Raw genomic sequence first — 24,595 nt, forward strand, 5'->3', positions numbered from 1 at the left:
GGCGATCCGTCGTTCCGGATGGGCGGAGCAGCGGGTCGCCGTGCATCAGATTCAGCTGAGCTTTCTCACGGTATCGGCAGCGGTCTTCAGGGCGATTTCCATCATTTCATGGAAGGAGGTCTTGATCTCTTCCGGGGAGAGATGCTCCGGCTTGAAGAGATGATCGGAAATGGTAAAGAGGGCCAGTGCCTTCTTGTGAGCGTACATTGCCTCTGTATAGAGACCGGCGCTTTCCATCTCTACAGCCAGAAGGCCTGCTTCCTTCTCCTTCTCGGCAACGGCCGGGTCCGGGTAGTAGAAGAAATCGGAGGAATAGACGCTTCCGACAGAGGTGCGGACGCCCATTTCATCTGCGATTCGCACGGCGTCACGGAGCATGTCCCAGTCTGCAGTCGGCGCGATCGTGCCCGGAAGTCCGTAGCGGGACGGAGCAGCGGAGTTTGTGGACGCGCTCATTGCGACTACAACGTCCCGTACATTGACGTTGTCTCCGACGCCGCCTGCGGAACCGATCCGAATGATTCCTTCGACGCCATAGAAGGTGAACAATTCATGGGAATAAAGGGTGATAGAGGGAATTCCCATGCCGCTTCCCATGACGGATACCTCGACACCGTCGTAGATCCCGGTGTATCCGAGCATTCCGCGGACATCATTGAACAGGACCGGGTTCTGAAGATAGGTTTCCGCCACATATTTTGCGCGGAGAGGATCGCCTGGCATCAGGACTACTTTTGCAACATGTGTTCCGTCTTTTACTTCCATGCATGCGGATGGTGAAACATTTCCCATAATTCATTAGCTCCTTTCGATGGCTTTGCGAAACCGGATTCTGGAAAAGGAATGCCGGCGGCAAAGCAGATGCAGATAGTTCAGAATTTATTTGCCGTGCTCCGTCAGCAGATAAGCGCGTGCGGGACGGCGGTTAGATCTCGTTGATATTTTAGCATATCTGAAGGGAACATGATATAATTCTCTTCATAAAAAACCACAGGCTTCAGAGTATGCGATGGCAGTGGTGTGAACCGGACGAACCGGTTTTACCATTCATCAGGGAGACGGATATGATGATAGGAAAAAAGAGGACAGGACTTTTCGTTCTGACTGTGCTTATGTGCGGGGCCCTGCTTGCGGGCTGCGGCTCCGGAGACTTTCATGTCTCAGAGCTTCCGGATATGTTCCGGAATTTTTTTAATGTGAATAAAGATCTTGAGGATACTTCCTCGTCAGCTGCGGACTCTGTTTCCGGAGGAAGCGGCGAAACGGGTGATCCTTCAGGATCGGGTTCGGATGCGGGAAGCGGTTCCGGAAAGCAGTCCACATCGGGTTCCGGGCAGTCGATTATCTCGGATATTTCTTCGTTTCTGGATGGCGTTACCGGGGATTATAAGGACAAACTGCCGGAGGGCGATTCACTTTTTGTGAATAATGCCCCGGTTTTTTACTACTACACGCAGCTTTCCGCGGAGGAACAGGGAATATACGATGCGCTTCTGGCGGTGACGAGAGACCCGACGTCTACGGATTATCACAAAAAGGTTACGGTCAGTGAGGATCCGTCATCTGATGCGTTTGGCAGGGAACTGACGATTGCATATGAGGCGCTGATTTATGATCATCCGGAGCTGTTCTGGTTCCGGCAGAGCAGCGGAAATTTCCAGTATTATTACAACAGCCTGAGCACAGGCGGGACATATGATGTCATGATCCGGCTGAGCAGGACGTATGATGATTATCAGAACCAGATGACAGCCTTTAATGAGGCGGTGAGCAATTTTATGGCGGACATAGATCTGACACGGTCACAGCCGGAGATTGCGCTTCAGATCCATGACAAGCTGATTGATACCGTGACCTATGACAAGGATCTGGCTGCGTCCTATTCTCCGGATGGCGCCTTCGACTACGGATATACCGCGTACGGTGCACTGGTCGCCAACAGCAGAAACCAGGCAAATACCTGCGTCTGCGACGGGTATTCTTATGCTTATGAGTATCTTCTGCAGCAGGCGGGAATTACATGTACGAGAGTCGGGGGATATGCGGGCTCAGATCCGGATTCCATGGAGGCACATTCGTGGAATCTGGTTCAACTGGACGGCGAATGGTATGAGGTGGATCCGACATGGGACGACCAGGACTCGGACCCGCAGCAGTACGCGTCCGGCGGGCCGATCATTGACGCGGCATTGAATGATGCCGCGTACTGGAACCGGATCCGTCATTTTATGTTCAATCTGACGACAGAGCAGATCAGCAATTATACGCCCGGCAGCGAGTACACGTATTACACGCCGGACGGATACGCGACCTTCCTCTCATCTTCTGTGCATGTGCGGGACGATGGTACCGGGCATGCCAGTGGAACGGCGGATTATATCTCAAAGCTTGCGCCGATTGCGAACGGCACTGCCTATACCTACGATGTTCTTTCAGGCTATTCGGTGGGTTACCGGGGACAGACCGATTATGACGGGGACGGGATACCGGGCTGAGGAAGCGGATATATAGTCACAGGCAGGTGCGCAGGGGCGTGACTGTGATTTGCGCAGGCATGGCAGGAGACGGAAAAATATACGGCCGGGAAAGCCGGAGCTGGTATAAGGGCAGAGAAGACGGAGGTGTATCTGGCCGGGAAAGCGGAACCGGTACAGGGATGGAGCGGGCCGGAGCTGATATCCGGGCAGGAAAGCTGTGAGTGATTTATGGCAGGAGAAGACGAACGATGGATCTTGTGAAGGAAAAACAGAAAAACGACCTGAAGAATATGAGTACGCTGTGCTATCTGAAAAGGGACGGGAAATATCTCATGCTGCACCGGACCGTGAAGAAGCATGACGTCAACAAAGACAAGTGGATCGGAGTCGGCGGCCATTTTAAGCTGGGAGAGAGTCCGGAGGAGTGTGTGATCCGTGAGGTGCGCGAGGAAACGGGCTATACACTGACATCCTGGCAGTACCGGGGGATCGTGACGTTTGACTCCGGAAAAGGAGATTATGAATATATGTCCCTGTTTACCGCGGATGGATACAGCGGCGAGCCGGCAGAATGTGACGAGGGCGAGCTTGCGTGGATCGACATCGAAGAGGTGTGGAAGCTGAATCTCTGGGCCGGAGACAAGATTTTCTTCCGGCTCATCGACGAGAACGTGCCGTTTTTTTCCCTGAAGCTGGTATATGACGGGAAGGACAGACTGGTGACGGCGGACTTGAACGGCCGTCCGATGGAGCTGTTTGATGTGCTGAAGGAGGACGGCACCAGGAGCGGAATTGTGCAGGAAAGGAATGTGGTGCATCGGGAGGGAGATCCTCACGGAACGGTCCATATCTGGATTGTGAGGCCGTCGGAAGGCAGCCTGTCGGGCATGGAGGTCCTGCTGCAGAAGCGGAGCGCTGACAAGGATTCGAATCCGGGCTGTCTGGATATCTCCTCGGCCGGGCATATCGATGCCGGCGACGAGCCGCTGGAGTCGGCGCTGCGGGAATTAGGGGAGGAACTCGGAATTCATGCCGGCCCCGGGGATCTTGAGTATCTGGGTGTCCATGAGGGAAGCTATGAGAAGGAATTTCACGGCCGGATGTTCCGTGATCACGAATTTGCGCATCTCTTTGTCTACAAGAGACCGGTCGACGAGAGCCATCTCGTGCTCCAGAAATCTGAGGTGGAGAGCGTGCGCTGGATGGATCTGGAGGAATGCCGGCGAATGGTACTGGAGAATAGGGAGGCGACCTGTATCTACCCGGATGAATTTGATCGGGTGCTTGAATATCTGAAAAAACAGAGATAAACAGATGATGCAGGGGCCTGTGCGGCGTCATTTGGAAAGAAAAGCACTGTATACCTGTACAAGCCCGGATTCAGCCGGACTTGTGCGGGTATGCAGTGCTTTTTACGTGTGCGCTTTGCCAGTGTTCCTTTGAACGCAGGCAGGATACTCCGACCGCTCCGGCCGGGGAAATTTGAAGGCGGGCAGACGCTTCGAGCGCTTCGGCCGGGGAAATTTGAAGGCGGGAAGACGCTCCGACCGCTCACGCCGGGGAGGCATGCGACTGCGTGGCATGCGACTGCGTTTTTTACGCGAGTGTTTGCGTTCAGGCAATGGCATTGAGCAGGCTGGTGGACTGCAGGAACAGAACGAACATCATGACCGGGGCGACATATTTGATCATGATGACATACAGTTTTTTGCGGGTGAACCGGTCCCCGCTGGACTCCATTTCATCGATGATCCATTTAGGACCGATCACCCATCCGATCAGAATGGTGGAGAGCAGGGAGATAAAGGGCATCATGAAGCTGTTGCTGATATAGTCCATGATGTCGAGCAGCTGTCCGACAGAACCGTTGGGCAGCCTGACCTCCACATAGAAGATGCTGTATCCGAGCGCTATGACAGCGGAAGCTGCCATATAGATGATGGTCAGAATGACGGTGACCTTTTTTCTTGAGGCGTGAAAGAGCTCCATGCAGTTGGCAACAATGGCCTCCAGAACAGAAATGCATGAGGTCAGAGTGGCGAAGGCAGCCATGATAAAGAACATGGCGCCGATGAATATGCCAGGGGTGCCCATCGCATAGAATACCTTCGGGAGGGATACGAACATAAGGCTGGTTCCCGCGCTCATGCCGTCTGTTCCGGAGAATACGTAAATGGACGGGATAATCATCATACCGGCGAGAAGAGCTACACCGGTGTCAAAGATCTCGATCTGATTGACGGAACGGTTGAGATTCACATCTGGCTTTACATAGGAGCCGTAGGTGATCATAATTCCCATGGAGACGCTGAGCGAGAAGAACAGCTGGCTCATGGCATCCAGAAGGATCTGCAGAAATCTTCCCAAGGTCAGACCGGATAAATTCGGCGTCAGGTAGACAAGAAGTCCCTGTATTCCGGTCCTGGTGACGCCATTTTCATCCGTGTGGCGGAGTGTCAGTGAAAAAATGGCAATCGCTACAATGAGAACCAGCAGAATCGGCATCATCCACTTGGAGACCATTTCAATTCCTCCCTCTACACCTTTATAGACGATGATGGAGGTCACAGCCATGAACAGCAGAGCAAAAAATACCGGAGACACCGGTGAGGTAATGAAGGAGGTGAAGAAGCTGTCGCCGGCGGCTGCTTTCTGTGCTCCGGTAAAATATACGACAATATAGCGGCTGATCCAGCCTCCGATTACGGCATAATAGGTCATGATGAGGACCGGTACGAAGAACGTGATGATTCCGAGGAATTTCCAGCGCGGCCGCATGGAGGCATAGGCGTAAATAGAGCTTTTCCTGGTTTTTCTGCCGATTGCGATATCGGAGGTCAGAAGCGTGAATCCGAAGGTGAGAACCAGGCAGAGGTAGATGATGAGAAATAGTCCTCCGCCGTCCTTGGCCGCAAGGTAGGGAAACCGCCAGAGATTTCCCACACCGACCGCGCTTCCGGCGGCAGCCATTACAAATCCCAGCTGTCCGCTGAAGGAGCCTGTCTTTGATTTCTTCTTTCCGGATCTGTTCCGGTCTGATTGAGCTGTCATTGTGAATTATTGTCCTCCTTATTTCTGTATTCATATATATTGCTTTTATTGAAGGCGTTGTTTTTTTAATTCAATGGGCTGCATTCCCGCAGGAGCGTTGTCCTGTCTGCCCGGGCTGTACCGCACAGGTTCATGGGTTCACAAGTGTATCTGCGTAGAGCTGCAGCGCGCGGAATCATAGGGCGTATCTGCCATGAATCAAGTCATGCAAAAAGACCAGCAGAAGCAGATGCAGCGGGTAGAAGCAGTAGAAGAAATACTTCATTTTCCTCTTTCCCCTGGAGCGGTTGTAGGCTGCCACCGGAAGGAGTGACAGAAAAGCTGCCGGTTCCTGGAACAGACAGAAGCATGCCCAGAGATCTGCGGTCAGGGGACTTTTGAAAATCCGTCCATTCAGATAGTAGAAGCAGGCGAGAGCGCCGATTCCGAAGACGTCATAATCTGTGCGCAGAAACCATGCGGCAGCGGCAGACGCGAGGACGGTCAGAATCTGAAGCAGTACGGCGGGAAGCCGGACCGGGTCAGATCTGCTCCGGATGATGTCCAGAAAGCAGAACATCAGAAGCCCCAGCAGAAGGGTAAATACGGTGTTCTGCCAGCGTGGATCGAAAAACTGACCCGACATGGCAAGATTGAAGGGAATTTCCGAAACGAGCGCGAGCAGTGCGACGCGGAGCATGTATTTTCGAAGATTCCGGGTGTGGAAATAGCCCTCTGCCAGAAGGAGACAGAAAAGAGGAAAGGCCAGTCTGCCGATGATGTTATCCAGGACAAAATATAGGGAAGAGTCCAGCTCTGTCTGAAATACCTTCGCGAAATGGTCCAGAAACATGCTGACGCACGCGATGATTTTCAACTCATTACCGCTCAGCGATATTTTTTTTGCGGGATGCGGATGAAACAGATTCTTCATAGCTACCTGTGGATACGGACGTCCTGCAGGCGGTCGTCAAAATCAGGAAACACGCATATCCTGCAGGCAGAGTGTCAAAAAGTTCTGCAAGGCCAATAATGAAAACCATTATACCATAAAGTGACGCCGGGTAAATCCTACAAAATCCGGAAAAATTATTTGTGGATAGTGACGTACTTTACCGGCTTGAAAAAGGTGCAGGCGCGTTATATTCTTAAACCATCAAATCCATCACACATTTCTACACCGATTCCCAGACAAACGAACTTACAAGTACACAAATAATTCAAAATACACGTCGCTGTCTTATGAGAAAATTCATCTGCAGAATGACCTGTATGAACATGTCTGCTCGAATGAAAGAATAAAGATATATGTCTGCCTGAATGAAAGAATGAGTCTAAAGATACACGTCTGCTCGAATGAAAGAATAAGCCTATGAATACACGTCTTCTCGTACTGGTTCTGGCAGAGGGAGCCGCGCTTTCTGACCTGAAGGAGGAGAAAATTCCGAACAGATGGGTTCTGACCGGACTTCTTCTCAGTCTCACAGGGCAGATCCTGTTTTTCCGGGAAAGCCGGTGGCATCCGGAATTCCTGTCTGCGCTGGTTCCTTTTCTGCTTCTGATCCCCTTTTATCTGTTCCGGTTGATCGGAGCAGGCGATATCAAGCTTCTGATGGTGACCGGGATTTTCATGAAGCCCGGTCAGATGCTCCTGTTGCTTCTGTTTACATTTCTGCCGGCAGCTGTGTATGCCGTTCTGCATTTGTGCCTCTCACCGTCCGGTTCGGACCGATTCCCCCTTTTTGACCGATTCCATTCTATGAAGAGATACGTATATACATTTTCGGGTTCCGGAGGTCTGGAATCCTACTGGAAGGGAAGCCGACCGGAAGAACGAGTGCATCTGGCAGTTTTTATATTCGGCGCGCTGATTCCATGGGCTGCGGGATGGTACTGAGGAGGGCAGGACAGAGCCGTGGGGCTGTGCCATAGAGCGTGGGACTGAGGAGAGAAGGACAGAGCTGTGAGGGTGTGCCATGGGCGGGATGGTACTGAGGAGGGATGGACAGGGCCGTGCGGTCGTGCCATGGCGGTCTGTGTCAGAAAAGATCCAGAAGGAGGAGAATTTGATGCGAAAGGTACTTGCGGTGTGCGACACGGAGAGAGAATACGCGGTTCGCTTTATGAATTATTTAACGGAGAAGAAAAATCTTCCATTCGAGATCCGGAGTTTTACGTCGGTAGAAACGCTCAGAGAATTTGCGCTTGAACATCATATTGAGATTCTGCTGATTTCAGAAAGGGCGGCCGATGATGAGATACGTCAGATGGATATCGGGACGGTGATGATTCTGACAGAGGACGGCTCCGGCCTTCCGGAGGAGGGATTCCCGGAAGCCGCGAATTGCCGGCAGATTTACAAATATCAGAGCCAGAGCCGTGTGGTCAGAGAAGTCATGGACTGCTACGGAGCGGAGAAAGCCGCGACGGAGCCGGAGGTCATCGCAAAGCCGTCCTGTATCAGAACGGGGATATGCTCCGTGTCGGATCCGGGGCAGAAGGTGATTTTTTCTATGATATATGGACGGATTCTGTCGGAAAGATTTCCGAGCCTGTATCTGAACCTGGAGCCCGGTTCAGGTATGGATCAGTTTCTTCCCGAAAAAGGGGAGAGTATGCGGACGCTCAGCGATCTGATGTATTTTTACAGGCGTGGGAGAAGCGGTCTGATTTATCAGCTGAATACAATGCTGCGCAAATTCGGATCGCTCGATTATCTGCTTCCGGTGAGGGATGCGTCGGACATCGGGGAGATGACCGAGGACCAGTGGACGGGGATGCTCGGCGAGCTGACACGAACCAGTACATACCGCAGAATCCTCCTGGATCTGGACTGGAAGATGAATGGATTTAATGAGCTGATACAGGGCTGTGAGGAGATCTATGTCATCGCGCATGACGATCCGGTTTCCAGAATGCGGAACCGTGCGTTTGCCGCCGAGCTGGAGGAGCGTGCGGGCAGAGAAAAAATACGGGAGGTGATCCTCCCGGATCCGGACTGTATTCCCGGAAACGATGATTTTCTGGAGAGACAGCTGTCCGGGAGGCTGGGAAGGATCATACGGGGATGCATGGATTTCGGTGAGATTCCGGAGGAGGGAAAGCAGTGCGGAGCGAGGAGATCTTTGAGAGAATACGGGCCGGTCTGATGGACCATCTGGAAGAAAATCCGGATCTGGAGGATGAGGAAATTCAGGAATTAATCGATGATCTGATCCTGAATGAGGCGTCATCTTCCCGGATGTCTCTGTCTGGGAAGGAACAGCTGCATAAATCGCTTTTCTATTCGGTCCGCAAGCTGGATGTGCTGCAGGAGCTGATGGATGACCCGGAGATCACGGAGATTATGGTGAACGGATATCGTCATATCTTCTATGAGAAGGGAGGAAGACTCTATTCCTGGAAACGGCATTTTGCCTCGCAAGAGAGGCTGGAGGATGTGATCCAACAGATTGTGGGAAGGTGCAACCGGGTGGTGAATGAACAGAGACCGATCGTAGACGCAAGGCTTCCGGATGATAATGGTTCGCGGGTGAATGTTGTCATGAATCCGATTGCGCTTGACGGACCAATTCTTACAATACGCCGCTTTCCGGAGGAGGCTGTGACGCTCGAGCATCTGATCCGGTGGGGAAGTGTGACGAGAGAGGCGGCAGTTTTTCTGAAGGACCTTGTGGAGGCGAGGTATTCGATGCTTATCGGGGGCGGAACGTCGACAGGAAAGACGACATTTCTGAATGCGCTGTCATCCTGCATTCCGCCGGACGAGCGCATCATTACGATCGAGGATAACGCCGAGCTTCAGCTTCAGGGCATTCCGAATCTGGTGCGGATGGAGGCGAGAGACGCAAACCTGGAGGGAGGCCATGCCATAACGATCCGGGATCTGATCAAAGCTGCCCTGAGAATGCGGCCGACCCGGATCATTATCGGAGAGGTGAGAGGAGCGGAGGCAGAGGATTTTCTGATGTGCCTGAACACAGGACACTCCGGAAGTCTGGGGACAGCACACGCCAATAGTGTGAGGGATATGATATCGAGGCTCGAGATGATGGTCCTGATGGGAGAGCAGCTTCCGGTTGCCGTTATTCGCAGACAGATTGTGTCCGGAGTTGAGATCATGATTCATCTGACAAGAGAGGCGGATGGTACACGCCAGCTCGGGGAAATCGCAGAGCTTTCCGGCATGAAGGGAGAAGAGCCGGAGATCCGTACCCTGTTTGAAAGGGACAGAGAAGGAGTGCTGAGAAAGGTCAATGAACTTGGAAATCGTGAAAAACTGGAAAAGCTCTGGCAGAGGCGGAGCCTCCCGTGAGAGAGACCGGAAGGGAGGAGAATCCGGCAGAAAATTTCTCGAAGAACCTTGCGGAGAAGGAGAAAAGAAGGAAGGGCGTCGGAGAAAGACCGCAGGAGAGGAGGGGACAGGCAGAAAAAGAGTGACTGCGGGAGAGGAAGGGACAGGCAGAAAAGGAAAGACTGCGGGAGAGAAAGAGACAGGCAGAAAAAGGAAGACCGCAGAGGCGGAAGGAACAAGCAGAAAAAGAAAGACCGCATGGGCGGGAAGGACAGGCGGATCCGATAAAATAAGCGGGACGAAAAGAATACGCAGGACAGGAAGGACGGACTACCGGTTTTATACTTTCTCGCCTGTGGAGCTTCTGAAGTACGGATGCGTCGGAATGCTGCTGGGAGTGTGCGTGGTATGGCTGTGCTACCATTCCCTCTTTGCTGCCCCGGTGGCTGTTCCGGTCATGATCGTCTATGTTCTCGCGAAGAAGAGGCAGAAGCGGGAGGAAAGGCAGCGGCTGCTGAATTATCACTTTCGGGATTTTCTGTCTTCTCTTCATACAAATCTTCTGGCCGGCTATTCTCTGGAAAATGGTGTCCGCATGTCGGCATCTGATCTCGCAAAATTGTATGGAAGGAGGGATCCGCTTGCGGCTGAGCTGAAGGATATTACAGGGCAGATGCGGTTTGGAAAGCCGGTAGAGCAGCTGTTTCTTGAACTTGGAACGCGGAGCGGAGTGGAGGATATCATGAATTTCAGCGAGGTTCTGGTGATCGCGAAGCGAACTGGCGGGGATATGAGTCATATTCTGGAGTCAACGTGGAGAAATATCTGCGAGAAGATTGATACCCGGCAGGAAATTGATACGGTTACGGCTTCCAGACGATATGAGCAGAGCATCATGAGCTTCATGCCGGCGGGGATTATTTTGTACATGCGGGTTACATTTGAAGGATTTTCAGACAAAATCTATGGAAATCCGGCAGGCGCCGTTCTGATGACCTTCTGTCTGATCCTGTATGCAGGAGCATTTGCGGCGGGAAGAAAGATGTGCAGAATCGAGGTCTGAGCATCGAGGAATATACAGGCAGCATGAAGTAAGCCATTGTACGATAAGTCGTGCCACACACTGTATAAGGTCAGCTAATGGCAGGAGCATTGTATAAGTATGTGGTGTGGGAAAGGAGGCAGAATTGATAAAAATGGTGCTTCCGGCAGCTACGGCAGCGGCTGTCATCTGGCTTTTCCGTCATCAGAAAATATCCGGCATATTTTTTCTGATTTTAATCATCAGTACCGCAGCTGCGGGAGTGGTGGTCTTCCGGGAGATACGGGAGGGAGACTGGGAGACGGTGAAATCCGTCAGGAGAACATCGGGGGAAGCTGCGGGAGAGCAGGTAGAGCTGGCCGTCGCGTCCGGAAGGGGCGAAAAAGAGAAAATCATGCTTGAGATACCGGAACAGAGGTATTCGTCTCAGGAAGCGGAAGCAGAGATCCGGAAGGAGATCCGGGCACTGGACGAGAGAATTCTGGGAAAGAATGCAGATTTCGGGCGGATTGAGTGGAATCTGGAACTTCCGGAGAGCTTTACGAACCCGTCGATGACGGTGGAGTGGTCTACGGACCGGCCGGATCTTGTCAGCTGGGAGGGCGTTCTCTCTCCGGAGGTTCCGGAGGGCGGAGAGAAGGTGACATTAACCGGAAAGCTTTCGCTGTCCGGCAATAAGGAAGAATATCAGAGGGTGATGACTGTATATCCCTCAAGAGAAAAGGAGGCGGTACAGGAAAGAATTCAGAAGGAAAGTGAAGCGCTGAATGAGAGAGCCGCAAAGAATGGAAGAGATCTGTCGGAGGAATACCTGCTTCCGGAGCGGGCGGACGGAGAGAAGCTGACCTGGTACAGGAAAATCAGTCATAAGGGAGCTTATCTCTGCATGATCATTCTTCTGGCCGGAATTGCTCCTTTTTTTGCGGGAAAGGACAGAAAGGAGAAAGCAGAACAGAAACGTAGGAAGCTCCTCACCAGTCAGTATCCGGAACTGGTAAGCAAGCTGCAGCTGCTTACGGCGGCAGGTCTCAGCGTGAGGAAGGCGATGGAGAGGCTTGGAAGGGAGTACAGGGAAGTCGGCGTAACTGTGGCAGAAATGAATAATGGGGTGTATGAGCAGGACGCTCTGACACACTTCGGGGAGAGATGCGGCACACCGGAGTACAGAAAGCTGGCTCTGCTTCTCGCCCAGAGCCAGAAAAAGGGAGGCAGCCAGCTGTCAGGGATGCTTGAAAAAGAGGTGCAGGAAGCATTTGAGACCCGGAAGAGACGCGCAAGAGCGGAGGGAGACCGGGCTGCCATACGCATGGTCTTTCCGATGTTTGTCATGCTTGGAATTGTACTGCTCATCATCATCATTCCGGCGACGATGCAGCTCTGACGAAATCCGGATGAAATTCAGGAAAACGCCATGTCCCGCAGGAGGTATGCCACAATGTGCACAAAGCATGGAAGAAGTATCTACGGGAACATGAATAAAGCCAAGAAAAAGTATCTCCGGGGACATAAATAAAGCCAGGGGAAAGTATCTCTGAGAAAAGGAGGACAAAATGAAAAAACTGCGAAAGAGGATACGGGATTTTTTGATGGAAGAAGATGGAATCAGCACGGTGGAAATCATACTGATCATTGTGGTGCTGATTGGGCTCGTGATTATCTTCAAGAGTCAGCTGACAAGTCTGGTGTCCAGTATTCTGAGCAAGATTACGAGTAAAAGTCAGGGAATCTGAGGAGGATTGGTGAGGGGCGGCACGCGGAAATTGTCAGCGGAAAACCGGAGGCAGAAGAATACGGAGCGGGGAATTGTAAACAGATAACCGGAGGAAGATCAATGAGGGGGCAAGATGCGGAAATTGTTAACGGATAACCGGAGAGAGAGGATGAGCCGGGGCAGCATCACGCTGTTTGTCAGCATGCTGCTGTTGGTTCTCCTGGGGTTGATTTTTGCGGGACTTAAGTCCATGCGGCAGGCTGCGGCGAGAGCCGCGACTGCCAGTGCCCTGGAGCAGGGATTGTATTCGGTATTTGCGCAGTACGACCGCGAGCTGTTTGAGGATTACGGACTGCTGTTTCTGGACGGAGGGTACGGGACATCCGGTCTCCGTCTGGATGAGGTGCTCCGGGAGACAGAGACGTACGCGGAGTATATCCTGGATCCGACGAAGAATAACCTGACGGGAGGAGGAAATCTGCTGAGCATCCGGCTGAACAGAGAAAATTGCTCGGTGACGGGTTATGTCCTGGCGACCGATCAGGAAAATACCGCCTTTCGAAGGCAGGTGTGTGAACAGATGAAGCTCCAGGCCGGAGCGGAACTGCTGAAAAAAATATCAGAGGGTATTTATCAGGATGGAGAGAAGGCGGACGGGCTGAAAAAGCAGGCCGGAACGTACCGGACGGAAAAGGCGCAGGAGTATTATGACAGAGATGTTGCCGAGGGGCTGTGCCGTCCGGTGCCTTCGGTCGAACAGAGCGGGGAAGAATCGGAAGAAATATCGGCGGAAGAAATCGCAGAAGGATTCGGCGGCAATGTCGTGCCGGTATGGGAGAACCCGCTTCTTTCTTACCGGCTCCTCCGGGGGAAAGGACTGCTGAAGCTTGTGTTCGCGGAAAATGAATCAGGTCTTTCCCGGAAAAGCATCGGCGCAGGAGAACTGCTGAGCGACAGAGAACATGCTCTGGGGATGGGGATGACGCCTTCAAAATGGGAAGGACCGATGGAAAAACTTCTGATCCAGGAATTTCTGATCGAGAACTTTCCGTGCTTTCAAGACGGAGAACAGCAGAAGCCGCTTTTATACCAGGCAGAGTACGCGATAGGCGGGAGGAGAAATGACCGGGACAATCTGAAACTGGTACTTTCGAAGATGCAGGTTCTAAGAGCGGCGTCCAATATGATTTTTCTGATGACAGACCCGGATAAAAGAGCACAGGCGGATCTGCTGGCAGCCGGAATCAGCGCAGGACTTCTGAACCCGGAGCTTGCGCCTGTTCTGGCATTTGCGATCCGGGTGGCGTGGGCGTATGGAGAGTCTGTTCTGGATCTTCAGGTTCTGACCCGGGGCGGGAAAATACCTATGGTAAAGACTGCGGAATCCTGGCAGCTGTCAATCGAAAATATCGGTAGATTTACGTCTGCGGCGGGCAGTGAGAGAAAATCTTCTCGGGCTGGTCTGGAGTACAGGGACTATCTGAGAATTCTGCTTATGGGAGAAGGAACGGACAGGCTGACCGGGAGAATTATGGATCTGACGGAACTCAATATCCGGACCCATGAGGGGAAGGAAAGCTTCCGTCTGGATCACTGTATCGATGCCGTGAATATCGAAATCGGAACCTCCGTCGGTACCAATACCTATACCGCGGAGAGAAGCTATGGGTATGATATGTAGCTTGCAAGCCGTACGGAATCTCCATAGCATTTAACTCGGAAGTCCTGAAGATAGAAGGCATGATATACAGCTTGCAAACCAAACGGAATCCGGCGGGGTGTCTCCCGTTTTGCGGGAGGGTCCAAAATCCCCACACCCGAAACGACAAATGATAACTTTACCATGAGAAAGGACATGAGATAATTCTGCGAATGCATTTCCGGATCTGAACGTATTCGGGAGGCAGCCCGGCGGATTCCGTGCAGATTTTTTCATGTAACTGACGGCTTTTTTCAGGCAGGGGGACAAAATGAAAACAAAAGCAAAAACAGAGAGAAAAAAGGACAGGTGGAGACGGGGAAGCCTGACTGTGGAAGCCGCATGGTCGGTTCCGCTGTTTTTTCTCTGTGTGATGTCACTGATCTGCATGATGGATATTTACGGCCTGTATGTGAAGAAGATGATTCATCTTCAGGAAGCGGTCGAAAAAGCAGGGGCGGTTACGGGGTTGACCGGTTCTTATGCGGGACCGGCTGTCATTGATCTGTGTGAGCCGGTCTATTACAAACCGGAATGGTTTCCGGTTCCGATTCCGGGAAGAAGCGTTGCTGTAAGAGGGAGGGTTCATGCATGGACGGGAAGAGATCCCGAGGAGAACAGCGGACTTCCTTCCGAGGAGGAAAATCGTCTCGTTTATGTGACAGAATACGGAAGTGTCTATCACACCCGTTCGGAATGTACGTATCTGGAACTCCAGATACGGCGAGTGCCTGCGGCGTTGGTTCCGGGGATGCGAAACGCCGGCGGAGGGCGGTACCATGCGTGTGAGAAATGTGTCGGCAGGGGAGGGATGCACGGTCTTGTCTATATTACCGGAGAGGGAGAGTGTTATCACAATTCTTTGCGTTGCAGCGGGCTTACGAGAAAGGTTCATCTTGTGCCGGCTTCGGAGGCGGAAGGAATGTATATCTGCAGTCGATGCGCAGCAAAGGACGGAGCAGAAGCGGCGTAAAGCGGGAGAGCGGGGCCTGTGTAAAAGCATTGGAAAAGGCAGAGGAGAGTCGGAATGAGGTGCTGGAGTGGGGGAATGATCTTGCTGATTCTGACGGTAAATGGTCTGCTGGATCTGAAAACACGTCGGATTTTTCCAGGCTTTACGCTTCTGCTGCTTCTGGCCGGCATCATCGCACGTAAAGGCGTCGATCTGACTGCACTGTTTCCGGGGCTTCTTTTTCTGCTGGCAGCCGTTCTGACAAAGGAAAGGGTGGGCGGGGGAGATGGCATTGTCCTTCTCGCATGTGGAGCGTGGAGCGACCTGATTGCCGTGTGCAGGATTCTTATTCCTGCAATCATCGGAGTGCTTCTGACAGGAGTTATTGTGAAGGCGGCACGTTCGGACGGGAAAGTCACGCTGCCGTTTGTCCCGTTTCTATGGCTGTCGTTTATGATATTGCTTGTTTCGGGCGTTTTTTCCGGATCCGTGTGGTTTGGCCGTCAATGAAAGATATTTCCTGACTCACTAATACCCACAGGCAATCCTGTGGGGTTGTCTAGCAACCCTTAGTGAGTAGCCTTAGTGCTTCGGGCACTACGTTAGGAGAGAATATATAGTTACCTGCGGATGTAGTACCAAGTCTGCAGCTCTAAGGTCTGTGATTAAACAGTTCTGAGGTATAGGAACTGTGTTGCAGGCGCATAAACCTCTCATTAACATTGGCGATGGTACACTTACCACCCCTCGGGGTGAGTTATTAAATCTGTTATAGGTTTTGAGGAGGTTCCAGAAATGGTATATGTACTTAATATCAGCGGACAGCCACTCATGCCGACAGAGAATCGTGCTAAGGTACGCATCCTGTTAAAAAGCGGAAAAGCCAGAGTGGTTAAAAGATGTCCGTTTACAATACAATTGATGTATAACACCAAGAGTTATACGCAAGAGATTGCTTTAGGCGTAGACAGCGGAAGCAAACATATCGGTCTTTCAGCGACCACAAAGGATAAAGTATTATTTGAGTCCGATGTAGAGCTGCGAAACGACATAGTAGATTTGCTCTCTGCCCGCAGACAGAATCGCAGTGCCAGAAGAAATCGTAAAACCAGATACCGAAGGCAGCGCTTCAGTAATCGCGAACGTAAAGATGGATGGCTGGCGCCTTCTGTTCAGAACAAGGTGGATACCCATTTAACGGCAATTCGTAAGATACACGAAATTTTGCCAGTCAGCAAAATCATCGTAGAGGTGGCGTCTTTCGATATTCAGAAGATTAAAAATCCTGCCATAAGCGGTGCTGACTATCAGAAAGGCGAACAGATGGGTTTCTGGAATGTGCGTGAGTATGTTCTTTTTCGTGACGGCCATGAATGTCAGTGCTGTCATGGAAGGTCAAAGGACAGGATTCTAAACGTTCACCACATTGAAAGCAGAAAGACTGGCGGCGATGCGCCTAATAATCTGATTACGCTGTGTGAGACCTGTCATACAGGCTATCACAAAGGCGCAGTCAGGCTTCCGAAGACAATCCGCAGAGGCATGCTGTTCAGAGATGCCGCATTTATGGGCATTATGCGATGGGCGTTTTACGATAAGCTGAAGGAAATTTATCCAGACGTGCATCTGACCTATGGCTACATTACAAAAAATACGCGCATCAGACACGCCCTGCCTAAAGATCACTGCGTAGATGCCAGATGCATCAGCGGTCATCCGGATGCTGTCTCTGATGGTACAGTGTACTGCCAGAAAAAGGTAAGATGCCACAACAGACAGATACACAAGGCAAACTTTATCAGAGGCGGAAAACGCAAACGAAATCAGTCTCCATATGAGGTTATGGGCTTCAGGCTTTTTGATAAGGTGCAGTGGAAGGGGCGTGAGTGCTTCATCTTTGGCAGACGTTCTACAGGCAGGATGGATCTGAGGCTTTTAGACGGCACAAAGCTGAACTCTTCGGTCGGATATAAGAATATACATCTGCTGGAAATGCGCAAAAACATACTCATTGAGGAAAGGAGAAAAGCGGTTCCTCCCACAGGCAAGCCTTTGGGTTTCCCCGCTAAACATTTATGACAGATATTCAAGGGAGGAATGGTAATGAAGGTGCTGATCCAAACAGATTCACACTTGTAAGTCCAAGGCGTTCAAAGGATGTACAATTACAAGCTGCACCTGACAATCAGAACCGCAGAGCTTGCCTGCGGGAGCAGTCAGGTGACGAGGAGGAAAAATGTGAGCAGAAAGAAGAATCGGAAGTATGCTGCCCTGCGTGAGAAGGCAGCATGGTTCGCGCGGGGAAGCATGACGGTGGAGGCGTCGGTTATTGTTCCGGTGACGGTGCTGGTGACGGCGGTGCTTATTGTTCTGTGTTTCTACGTGCATAACAGGAACTGGTATCTGGCGGCGGCAGCGGAGGTGTGTCTTGCCGGGAACAGCCGGTATGACCGGGATATCGACGCGCAGAGTGTGGCGGCAAGAAAGGCGGAGGAGAGAATGGATGCGCAGGTTATACCGGCTTCCAGACCGGCGGTTGATCTGAGCTGCAGAAGGGGAGGAACGTCGGTCTCCTTCTCCAATCAAACCTTCGTGGGGTTTCAGGATATTTTCAATCTGTCGGTCAGCGCGGATGTGGATAAGGTAACCCCGGTCGAAGAACTCAGGGCTTCCAGAACCGTAAGAAAAGCTCTCGGGAGATAAAACACGAATAAATGTGGCACCTGTGGATTGCGGGAGTGCGAAGCACGGAGCAATCCGCAGCTTATACAGTGTGTGGCACGATGTAACGTATGGTGATTTAGTGGATGATCCGCAGGAAAGGGGCGAGAGGATGAAAATCGAGAGCAGTCGGGATATTTATCACAACTACAGAATCCTTTCAGACGGAAAGACTCCGGACTGTCACAGCTACACGGTCAGGATGATGACAGAGAATCATATACCGGGTTTTCTGAATTGTCACATTCAGGAAATTGATTCAAGCACAAGGTACCTCTATGATGTGACTTCGATGCAGCCACTGGAGGATATTCTGGAGAGCGGGAAGATCACGGGACAGCTTCTGGAACTGCTGTATTCCTCTGTACTGGCCGCAATCCGCAATCTTGAGGAATTTCTTCTGGATGAAAACGGGATACAGATGAGTCCGGAGCTTATTTTTCTCAATGCGGAGAGAACACGGATCTATTTTATATATTATCCGGATGAAGAAGAATCTTTTTCCGATCAGATGAAAAGGCTCGGAGAAATGATTCTCCCGCATCTGGATCACGGGGACAAGAAATCAGTGATCATGGGCTATGCCTTTTATCAGAAGGCGGCGGAGGGGAACATTTCGGCCGGGGAGTTTCAGAAACTTCTTGAGGAATGCCGGCCGGATCCGGTGCCGGAGAGCAAGGGAGTGTCAGAAGAGGAAGAAAGAGAGCAACGGGAACAGCGGGAAAGAATCCTGGATGAATTTTTTGAGGAAGATGAAAAAAGCTCCGGGGAAGGTCTGTTTGCACGGGTTCGAAACTGGTTCTCACGCAGGAGACAGGAAAACGGGAAGCCCGATGAAGAGGGAGCGGCAATTATGCGTGATTTTTTCCCGGATGGGAAAAGGCAGAAGCCGACGAACCGGTCGGAGACTTATCATGCGAATGATGTGAATACAATTGCCGGAAAATTACCGGAAGAAATGGCAGGCAGATTATCAACCGGAAGATCCGAAAGGAGTGACGATCATGCCGCTGACGATGAGGACGGCTGGAAGGAAACGGTACTTCTGGCAGCGGGAGGGCAGGAGACAGAGGAGCGGAGGGTTCAGGCTCTTCTGTTGCCGGAAGGCCGGGAGCAGGATTCAGGAGGCGGGAGCGAAAATGTCCGGACAGAGAAGCTTGAACTGTGGAAGAGGAACCACATTCTGGGGAAGAGCAGAAAATCCGCGGATCTTATTCTGAATGTGCCAACCGTGAGCAGAATACATGCCAGGTTTGTGTATCGGGAGAATGGTTACTGGATTATCGACCTGAATTCCAAAAACGGAACCTTCCGGAACGGTGAGTTGCTCGTTTCCGGAGAGGCATATCCGCTTCAAGACGGTGACCGGCTGCGTTTTTCGGATCAGTGTTTTACGTATCAAAGGGCAGGGATTGTTCAACCGCCGCCGGAAAGTGTATAATGAAGCAGGTATACAGGAATGTATAGAAGCAGGTATACAGAGATGTATATTGAATTCATGTAAACAGACAGGGAGGACAATATCATGAATGATTGTATTTTCTGTAAAATCGCAGCAGGCGAGATTCCGTCGACGACAATTTATGAAGATGATGATTTCCGGGTGATCCTGGATCTCGGACCGGCGACGAAGGGACATGCGCTTATTCTTCCGAAAAAGCATTACGCTGATATTACGGAGATTCCGGAGGATCTCTTATCCAGAGCGGCTGTGCTCGCGAAGAAGATCGTGACCTTTATGATGAAGGCACTTCCGTGTGACGGCTATAATGTGGTTCAGAACAACGGCGAAGCTGCCGGACAGACCGTATTTCATTTTCACATTCATCTGATCCCGAGATACAACGGCGATGGAGCCGGTGTTACATGGAAGCCGGGAACACTGACAGACGAGGCGAAGAAGGAGATTCTGGAGAAGGCAAAGGATCTTAAGTAAGGCTTCGTTCATCCTGAATGAGGAACATGACTGATCCCGCGAGAAACAAAAGTGGCGGATGACCGCTTCCGCCAGGACATTTCATATCGTGAATTTGTGAAAAAAGAGCCTGACACAGCCGGAAGAATAATACCTGCCGTGTCGGGCTCGCCCTTTCAGTGATTTCTTTTCCTTATTGGTTCAGCGATGCTCTCTTGTCGTATCTTCTACGTACTGGCGGGCTTTGGAGAGAAGTTTACCCGTCGACTGCCGCTTATTCCGTTACCTTGTGTACTCCCGGATGAGATCCAGGATCATCTGAATAGAATCGGTATGCTTACTGTTCTTCATTGCGGAGATATAGGTATCCCTGTTGTCATGAAGTTTCTGTACGGCGGAGAGGAGAGTGTCTTTGGTCAGATTTTCCTCTTCGATTACCTCGCTGTATCCCTGCTTTTCAAAAGAGCGCGCATTTAATATCTGGTCGCCGCGGCTGGCATTCGCGGAAAGCGGGATGAGAAGATTCGGAATGGCAAGGGTACTGATTTCGCAGATTGCGTTTGCTCCCGCGCGGGAGATGATCAGATCCGCCATAGCGAAAAGATCGGGCAGCTCTTCCTTGATATATTCATACTGGCGGTATCCGTCGGTATGGTCCAGAGAGTGGTCGAGATTTCCCTTGCCGCACAGATGCACCACCTGATATTGCTTCAGGAGTTCTGGGAGAGCTTCGCGGACATGGTTGTTTACATTTACGGAGCCAAGGCTTCCGCCCATCACGAGAATGACCGGTTTGTCCTGGGAAAGACCGGTGAAGGAATAGCCGCGCTCTGCGCTGCCATCTCTCAATTCTTTCCGGATCGGAGTACCGGTAACAACAGCCTTGCCTTCAGGCAGGCTGGAGAGTGTCTCCGGAAAATTGCAGCAGACTTTGGAAGCATAGGGAATGCATATTTTATTTGCGAGACCTGGTGTCATGTCCGATTCATGAATGATTACCGGAATCCTGCAGTGTTTTGCCGCGAGGACGACCGGGACTGCTACGAAACCGCCTTTTGAAAACACAATGTCCGGACGAATTTTTTTCATCAGTTTTCTTGCTTCAAAGATGCCCTTCACCACACGAAAGGGATCCGACAGATTCTTGGGATCGATGTATCGGCGCAGTTTACCGGTAGATATTCCGTAATAGGGAATTCCCTCGGCTTCAATCAGGCTCTTTTCAATCCCATTGTAGGAACCGATGTAGGAAATCTCGTATCCCAGTTCCTTCAGGCCTGGAATCAGGGCTATATTCGGAGTTACATGACCGGCGGTACCGCCGCCTGTGAGAACGATGTGCTTCATCAATTGGCCTCCATAGATGCTGTGAGTAATATCGGAACAGATTGTATTCCTTTCAGAAGCATTCTAGCTGATTTTATGAAAGAAATCAATTCCCGGAGATCATACCGGTTCTGTCATTCCTTGGAAATCATACCGGTCCTGTCACCTGCGGTCCTGCTGCTGCCTGCAGCTATTTGTCGCTGTGCGTGCACAACGGATGAGACAGGTTACGGGCAGAAAGCCGTCCTGCCCCGCAAGCGGGGTACCACCATGGGGATAAGTCAAGTGCCTCGCGTCATTTTGCTGCTTCACGGCCTGTGTGCCGCTAACAGGTTCACACATCCTCTTGTAAATGCAGACCCGTTTGATGACCGAATCTGTAAGATACGGAGGGCTGACAGGTTCACGCATCCTCTTGTAAATGCAGAGGACAGTAGATTATAATTAAATCGGTATTCGCATCAGGTTTCTTATTTACGCGAACAGTGAGCCGCAGCCGAATGCGAAGTATTCGTGTGCGGCGAGCGTCGTGATAGCGAGATAAAACTCGCGCAGCGTGTTTAATCTCGTTGATACTGTAAGCTGCGGATTGGGGGATTGTTTATGAAACTTACATTTTTGGGGGCAGCACATGAGGTGACCGGCAGCTGTTATTATCTGGAGGCGGCCGGAAGAAGGTTTCTTGTTGATTGCGGGATGGAACAGGGAAAAAATATCTATGAGAACAAACCGCTTCCGATCCCGGCGTCAGAGCTCGATTTTGTGCTTTTGACGCACGCGCATATCGATCACTCGGGCAACCTTCCGGTTCTTTATTCGAGAGGATTCCGGGGACCGATATACACGACGGAGGCAACAGCGGATCTTTGCGACATTATGCTCCGCGACAGCGCGCATATTCAGGAATTCGAGGCTGAATGGAGAAACCGGAAGGGAAAGCGGGCCGGGAAGGAAACGTATATGCCGCCATATACGATGAAGGATGCCATCGGCGCGATTGACCTGCTTGTCGGAAAACCTTATAATGAGATTCTCTGTCCGGCAGAGGGGATCAAAATCCGGTTTATCGATGCCGGACATCTGCTCGGCTCTGCCAGTATTGAAATGTGGCTGACAGAGGGAGAGACCACCCGGAAGCTCGTTTTTTCCGGAGACATCGGGAATCTGAATCAGCCGCTCATCCGCGACCCGCAGTATATTCATGAGGCGGACTATGTTATCATGGAATCTACCTATGGAGATCGGAGTCACGGTCCGGTTCCGGATTACGTATCATCGCTTGCAGACGTGATCCAGAAGACCTTTGACCGGGGCGGCAATGTGGTGATTCCGTCCTTCGCAGTCGGCAGAACGCAGGAGATGCTCTATTTTATCCGGCAGATCAAGGAAAACCAGATGGTGCGCGGACATGGCGATTTTCCGGTGTATGTGGACAGTCCGCTCGCAATTGAGGCGACAACCGTTTTCCAGAGACACCCCGCAGAATGCTATGATGAAGAAGCGGGAAGGCTGATCAAACAGGGGATCAATCCGATAGCCTTCTCAAATCTGAAGACGTCAATTACCGCAGCGGACTCAAAGGCGATCAATTTTGACGAGACTCCGAAGGTAATCATATCCGCCAGCGGTATGTGTGATGCCGGACGTGTGAAGCATCACCTGAAGCATAACCTATGGAGACCGGAGTGCACGGTACTGTTCGTGGGCTACCAGGCTGTGGGCACCCCCGGCCGCGCGATCGTTGACGGGGCGGAGAGTATCCGGCTGTTCGGCGAGGAGATAGCGATACGGGCACACATTCAGGTCCTGCCCGGGATCAGCGGCCATGCGGATAACGAGGGACTGATGAGATGGGCTTCCGCGTTCACGGAAAAACCGGCAAAGGTGTTTGTATGCCATGGAGAAGATGTTGTGACAGAGATTTTTGCGGAGCGGCTGCGGAAGGAACTCGGGTATGATTCCTATGCGCCGTTCAGCGGAACGGTATTCGATCTCGTCACGGGGCAGATCGTCGAAGCACCTGCGGGTGTTCCCGTGTCGAAGGAATCCGGTGGATGCGGAAAGGCGTCCCACCGCAGAGCTGCCGCCGTTTATGAGCGTCTTCTTGGTGCGGGTCAGAGACTTCTGGCGGTGATTCGCCGGAATGAGGGAGGTGCGAATAAGGATCTGGCGAAGTTTACGGACCAGATCAATGCTCTCTGTGACAAATGGGACAGATGAGTATGCCAAGAGGCAAATCAATATAACAGGAGAATATTTTATGAGTTTAATTGGAATTATCGGAGCTATGGAATCGGAAGTAGCAGAGCTGAAGAACCTGATGAGTGAGACCGACATCCGGGAAAAGGCAGGAATGAAGTTTTACCGCGGCGTTCTTGAGGGAAAACCTGCCGTTGTGGTGCAGAGCGGTGTCGGAAAGGTAAATGCCGCAATGTGCACACAGATTCTGGTGGATGATTTTCATGTGGATTATATAATCAATACAGGAATCGCGGGAAGCCTTCAGAACAAAATTGATATCGGAGACATTGTTCTGTCTTCCGAGGCCGTGCAGCATGACATGGACGCAACGGTATGGGGATACAAGCCGGGACAGGTTCCCGGCATGGACGTCTACCGTTTTCCGGGTGATGAGAAGCTGATCAGGCTGGCAGAAGAGGTAAATGCGGAGGTGAACCCCGAAATTCACACCTTCCGCGGAACGGTAGTCAGCGGTGATCAGTTCATTTCGGATCATGAGGTGAAGACAAGACTCGCGGAGAACTTTCACGGATACTGCGCAGAGATGGAGGGGGCATCCATCGCTCAGACTGCGTGGAGAAACGGGGTTCCGTTTCTGATCATCCGCGTTATCTCCGATAAGGCTGACGGAAGCGCCGTGGCGGATGACAACACCTTTACCGAAGACTGCGTGAGACACTGCGTGCGCCTTGTGTGCGGAATGATTCGCAGAATCTGAACCAGAACAGTTCAGAATGACCATTCGGTCGATATGTAAGCTTGCGGAGGAATCCGCAGAATCTGAACCGGTACAGTCCGGAATGACTATTTGGTTGATATATAAGCTTGCGGAGGAATCCGCAGAATCCGGGACATAGCAGGGAGCCGCGGCCTTCAGGGGCCTGCGGCTCTTTCAGTCCTCGTCCAGAACCTGAAGCTCCAGAAAATCAAAGGAAATTTCTTCTCCGACAAAGCTGTCCTGTGTGAAGCGTACCTTTTTGGTTCGCTTGAATTCCCGTATGTTGGAGTCCAGCCAGATCGGCACACTCAGATCCCATTCATGGCAGATCTGCTCCAGGGTATGGAGAACCTTGTGAGTTCTTGTCTCCTCACTGTCATCAGTTATGGTCACATCCATCAGGATATGATTGTCACGTATCATTTTTCCCCAGAAACGCATGTTTGAATTTTCCTCCCGTCTTGCGAAA

At 51.5% G+C, this 24,595-nt stretch carries 23 protein-coding genes; 18 read left to right on the top strand and 5 right to left on the bottom strand.

The annotated features are described in order from the left end of the window. Window positions 1–51 precede the first annotated feature (51 nt). Entirely contained in the window at window positions 52–792 is a 741-nt protein-coding gene (deoD, locus tag ACTQZS_RS10680; RefSeq protein ID WP_441475779.1) for a purine-nucleoside phosphorylase, read from the bottom strand. Window positions 793–1,064: 272 nt separating this feature from the next. Here deoD and ACTQZS_RS10685 point away from each other — a divergent pair, with 272 nt between their 5' ends. Genes ACTQZS_RS10685 through ACTQZS_RS10695 form a run of 3 tightly spaced genes read left to right on the top strand, consistent with a single transcriptional unit; the run spans window position 1,065 to window position 3,787 of the window. After that, entirely contained in the window at window positions 1,065–2,495 is a 1,431-nt protein-coding gene (locus ACTQZS_RS10685; protein ID WP_441475780.1) for a transglutaminase domain-containing protein, read from the top strand. A 38-nt stretch (window positions 2,496–2,533) separates the two neighbouring features. Further along, complete coding sequence (locus ACTQZS_RS10690; protein WP_441475781.1) at window positions 2,534–2,698, top strand: hypothetical protein; 165 nt, start codon at window positions 2,534–2,536, stop codon at window positions 2,696–2,698. 27 nt (window positions 2,699–2,725) lie between these two features. Then, window positions 2,726–3,787: an NUDIX domain-containing protein gene (locus ACTQZS_RS10695; RefSeq protein ID WP_441475782.1), complete on the top strand. Its 1,062-nt coding sequence runs from the start codon at window positions 2,726–2,728 to the stop codon at window positions 3,785–3,787. 304 nt (window positions 3,788–4,091) lie between these two features. Here the strand turns inward: ACTQZS_RS10695 and ACTQZS_RS10700 are convergent, their stop codons facing one another. Next, window positions 4,092–5,528: a sodium-dependent transporter gene (locus ACTQZS_RS10700; RefSeq protein ID WP_441475783.1), complete on the bottom strand. Its 1,437-nt coding sequence runs from the start codon at window positions 5,526–5,528 to the stop codon at window positions 4,092–4,094. A gap of 175 nt (window positions 5,529–5,703) precedes the next feature. Continuing rightward, entirely contained in the window at window positions 5,704–6,441 is a 738-nt protein-coding gene (locus tag ACTQZS_RS10705; protein WP_441475784.1) for a TraX family protein, read from the bottom strand. Between the two features lie 438 nt (window positions 6,442–6,879). Between ACTQZS_RS10705 and ACTQZS_RS10710 the strand changes: the two genes are divergently transcribed. From ACTQZS_RS10710 to ACTQZS_RS10770, 13 genes are all read left to right on the top strand, one after another. Beyond that, window positions 6,880–7,404, top strand: a complete 525-nt coding sequence (locus tag ACTQZS_RS10710) for a prepilin peptidase (RefSeq protein WP_441475785.1) — start codon at window positions 6,880–6,882, stop codon at window positions 7,402–7,404. Window positions 7,405–7,576: 172 nt separating this feature from the next. Then, complete coding sequence (locus ACTQZS_RS10715; protein WP_441475786.1) at window positions 7,577–8,656, top strand: hypothetical protein; 1,080 nt, start codon at window positions 7,577–7,579, stop codon at window positions 8,654–8,656. After that, window positions 8,656–9,822 carry a CpaF family protein gene (locus ACTQZS_RS10720; RefSeq protein ID WP_441475820.1) on the top strand — a complete coding sequence of 389 codons (1,167 nt, stop codon included), beginning with the start codon at window positions 8,656–8,658 and terminating at the stop codon, window positions 9,820–9,822. The genes ACTQZS_RS10715 and ACTQZS_RS10720 overlap by 1 nt, the downstream gene beginning before the upstream one ends. Next, a complete protein-coding gene (locus tag ACTQZS_RS10725) occupies window positions 9,779–10,864 on the top strand; it encodes a type II secretion system F family protein (protein ID WP_441475821.1) in 1,086 nt (361 codons plus the stop codon). The genes ACTQZS_RS10720 and ACTQZS_RS10725 overlap by 44 nt, the downstream gene beginning before the upstream one ends. Window positions 10,865–10,997: 133 nt before the next feature. Next, window positions 10,998–12,224: a type II secretion system F family protein gene (locus ACTQZS_RS10730; protein ID WP_441475822.1), complete on the top strand. Its 1,227-nt coding sequence runs from the start codon at window positions 10,998–11,000 to the stop codon at window positions 12,222–12,224. 169 nt (window positions 12,225–12,393) lie between these two features. Next, the gene (locus tag ACTQZS_RS10735) at window positions 12,394–12,573 is read left to right on the top strand and encodes a Flp1 family type IVb pilin (protein WP_441475787.1); all 180 of its coding nucleotides are present in this window, start codon (window positions 12,394–12,396) and stop codon (window positions 12,571–12,573) included. A gap of 114 nt (window positions 12,574–12,687) precedes the next feature. Beyond that, window positions 12,688–14,235 carry a DUF5702 domain-containing protein gene (locus ACTQZS_RS10740; RefSeq protein WP_441475788.1) on the top strand — a complete coding sequence of 516 codons (1,548 nt, stop codon included), beginning with the start codon at window positions 12,688–12,690 and terminating at the stop codon, window positions 14,233–14,235. Window positions 14,236–14,524: 289 nt separating this feature from the next. Then, the gene (locus tag ACTQZS_RS10745) at window positions 14,525–15,226 is read left to right on the top strand and encodes a hypothetical protein (protein WP_441475789.1); all 702 of its coding nucleotides are present in this window, start codon (window positions 14,525–14,527) and stop codon (window positions 15,224–15,226) included. A 54-nt stretch (window positions 15,227–15,280) separates the two neighbouring features. Then, on the top strand, window positions 15,281–15,715 hold the full coding sequence (locus tag ACTQZS_RS10750) for a prepilin peptidase (protein WP_441475790.1): 435 nt from the start codon (window positions 15,281–15,283) through the stop codon (window positions 15,713–15,715). 285 nt (window positions 15,716–16,000) lie between these two features. Continuing rightward, entirely contained in the window at window positions 16,001–17,284 is a 1,284-nt protein-coding gene (gene iscB, locus ACTQZS_RS10755) for an RNA-guided endonuclease IscB (RefSeq protein ID WP_441475791.1), read from the top strand. A gap of 159 nt (window positions 17,285–17,443) precedes the next feature. Further along, a complete protein-coding gene (locus tag ACTQZS_RS10760) occupies window positions 17,444–17,908 on the top strand; it encodes a TadE family protein (protein WP_441475792.1) in 465 nt (154 codons plus the stop codon). A 130-nt stretch (window positions 17,909–18,038) separates the two neighbouring features. Then, complete coding sequence (locus tag ACTQZS_RS10765; protein ID WP_441475793.1) at window positions 18,039–19,367, top strand: DUF6382 domain-containing protein; 1,329 nt, start codon at window positions 18,039–18,041, stop codon at window positions 19,365–19,367. Window positions 19,368–19,451: 84 nt separating this feature from the next. After that, complete coding sequence (locus ACTQZS_RS10770; protein ID WP_441475794.1) at window positions 19,452–19,862, top strand: HIT family protein; 411 nt, start codon at window positions 19,452–19,454, stop codon at window positions 19,860–19,862. A gap of 261 nt (window positions 19,863–20,123) precedes the next feature. Here ACTQZS_RS10770 and ACTQZS_RS10775 read toward each other — a convergent pair whose 3' ends face one another. Then, a complete protein-coding gene (locus tag ACTQZS_RS10775) occupies window positions 20,124–21,188 on the bottom strand; it encodes an undecaprenyldiphospho-muramoylpentapeptide beta-N-acetylglucosaminyltransferase (protein ID WP_441475795.1) in 1,065 nt (354 codons plus the stop codon). 582 nt (window positions 21,189–21,770) lie between these two features. Between ACTQZS_RS10775 and ACTQZS_RS10780 the strand changes: the two genes are divergently transcribed. Together ACTQZS_RS10780 and ACTQZS_RS10785 are read left to right on the top strand one after the other, a co-directional pair. Further along, a complete protein-coding gene (locus tag ACTQZS_RS10780) occupies window positions 21,771–23,387 on the top strand; it encodes an MBL fold metallo-hydrolase RNA specificity domain-containing protein (RefSeq protein WP_441475796.1) in 1,617 nt (538 codons plus the stop codon). 40 nt (window positions 23,388–23,427) lie between these two features. Next, window positions 23,428–24,126, top strand: coding sequence for a 5'-methylthioadenosine/adenosylhomocysteine nucleosidase (locus tag ACTQZS_RS10785; protein WP_441475797.1), 699 nt, complete (start codon window positions 23,428–23,430; stop codon window positions 24,124–24,126). A gap of 174 nt (window positions 24,127–24,300) precedes the next feature. Here the strand turns inward: ACTQZS_RS10785 and ACTQZS_RS10790 are convergent, their stop codons facing one another. After that, window positions 24,301–24,567, bottom strand: coding sequence for a hypothetical protein (locus ACTQZS_RS10790; RefSeq protein ID WP_441475798.1), 267 nt, complete (start codon window positions 24,565–24,567; stop codon window positions 24,301–24,303). Between the last annotated feature and the right edge of the window lie 28 nt (window positions 24,568–24,595).

This window comes from Bilifractor sp. LCP19S3_H10, assembly GCF_052119185.1.
Lineage (GTDB): Bacteria > Bacillota > Clostridia > Lachnospirales > Lachnospiraceae > Bilifractor.

Excerpts from the sequence above, each read along its gene's own strand:
- deoD (WP_441475779.1), bottom strand. The coding sequence starts at position 792 with ATGGGAAATGTTTCACCATCCGCATGCATGGAAGTAAAAGACGGAACA.
- ACTQZS_RS10685 (WP_441475780.1), top strand. The coding sequence starts at position 1,065 with ATGATGATAGGAAAAAAGAGGACAGGACTTTTCGTTCTGACTGTGCTT.
- ACTQZS_RS10695 (WP_441475782.1), top strand. The coding sequence starts at position 2,726 with ATGGATCTTGTGAAGGAAAAACAGAAAAACGACCTGAAGAATATGAGT.
- ACTQZS_RS10700 (WP_441475783.1), bottom strand. The coding sequence starts at position 5,528 with ATGACAGCTCAATCAGACCGGAACAGATCCGGAAAGAAGAAATCAAAG.
- ACTQZS_RS10705 (WP_441475784.1), bottom strand. The coding sequence starts at position 6,441 with ATGAAGAATCTGTTTCATCCGCATCCCGCAAAAAAAATATCGCTGAGC.
- ACTQZS_RS10710 (WP_441475785.1), top strand. The coding sequence starts at position 6,880 with ATGAATACACGTCTTCTCGTACTGGTTCTGGCAGAGGGAGCCGCGCTT.
- ACTQZS_RS10715 (WP_441475786.1), top strand. The coding sequence starts at position 7,577 with ATGCGAAAGGTACTTGCGGTGTGCGACACGGAGAGAGAATACGCGGTT.
- ACTQZS_RS10720 (WP_441475820.1), top strand. The coding sequence starts at position 8,656 with ATGGACCATCTGGAAGAAAATCCGGATCTGGAGGATGAGGAAATTCAG.
- ACTQZS_RS10730 (WP_441475822.1), top strand. The coding sequence starts at position 10,998 with ATGGTGCTTCCGGCAGCTACGGCAGCGGCTGTCATCTGGCTTTTCCGT.
- ACTQZS_RS10735 (WP_441475787.1), top strand. The coding sequence starts at position 12,394 with ATGAAAAAACTGCGAAAGAGGATACGGGATTTTTTGATGGAAGAAGAT.
- ACTQZS_RS10740 (WP_441475788.1), top strand. The coding sequence starts at position 12,688 with ATGCGGAAATTGTTAACGGATAACCGGAGAGAGAGGATGAGCCGGGGC.
- ACTQZS_RS10745 (WP_441475789.1), top strand. The coding sequence starts at position 14,525 with ATGAAAACAAAAGCAAAAACAGAGAGAAAAAAGGACAGGTGGAGACGG.
- ACTQZS_RS10750 (WP_441475790.1), top strand. The coding sequence starts at position 15,281 with ATGAGGTGCTGGAGTGGGGGAATGATCTTGCTGATTCTGACGGTAAAT.
- iscB (WP_441475791.1), top strand. The coding sequence starts at position 16,001 with ATGGTATATGTACTTAATATCAGCGGACAGCCACTCATGCCGACAGAG.
- ACTQZS_RS10765 (WP_441475793.1), top strand. The coding sequence starts at position 18,039 with ATGAAAATCGAGAGCAGTCGGGATATTTATCACAACTACAGAATCCTT.
- ACTQZS_RS10770 (WP_441475794.1), top strand. The coding sequence starts at position 19,452 with ATGAATGATTGTATTTTCTGTAAAATCGCAGCAGGCGAGATTCCGTCG.
- ACTQZS_RS10775 (WP_441475795.1), bottom strand. The coding sequence starts at position 21,188 with ATGAAGCACATCGTTCTCACAGGCGGCGGTACCGCCGGTCATGTAACT.
- ACTQZS_RS10780 (WP_441475796.1), top strand. The coding sequence starts at position 21,771 with ATGAAACTTACATTTTTGGGGGCAGCACATGAGGTGACCGGCAGCTGT.
- ACTQZS_RS10785 (WP_441475797.1), top strand. The coding sequence starts at position 23,428 with ATGAGTTTAATTGGAATTATCGGAGCTATGGAATCGGAAGTAGCAGAG.
- ACTQZS_RS10790 (WP_441475798.1), bottom strand. The coding sequence starts at position 24,567 with ATGCGTTTCTGGGGAAAAATGATACGTGACAATCATATCCTGATGGAT.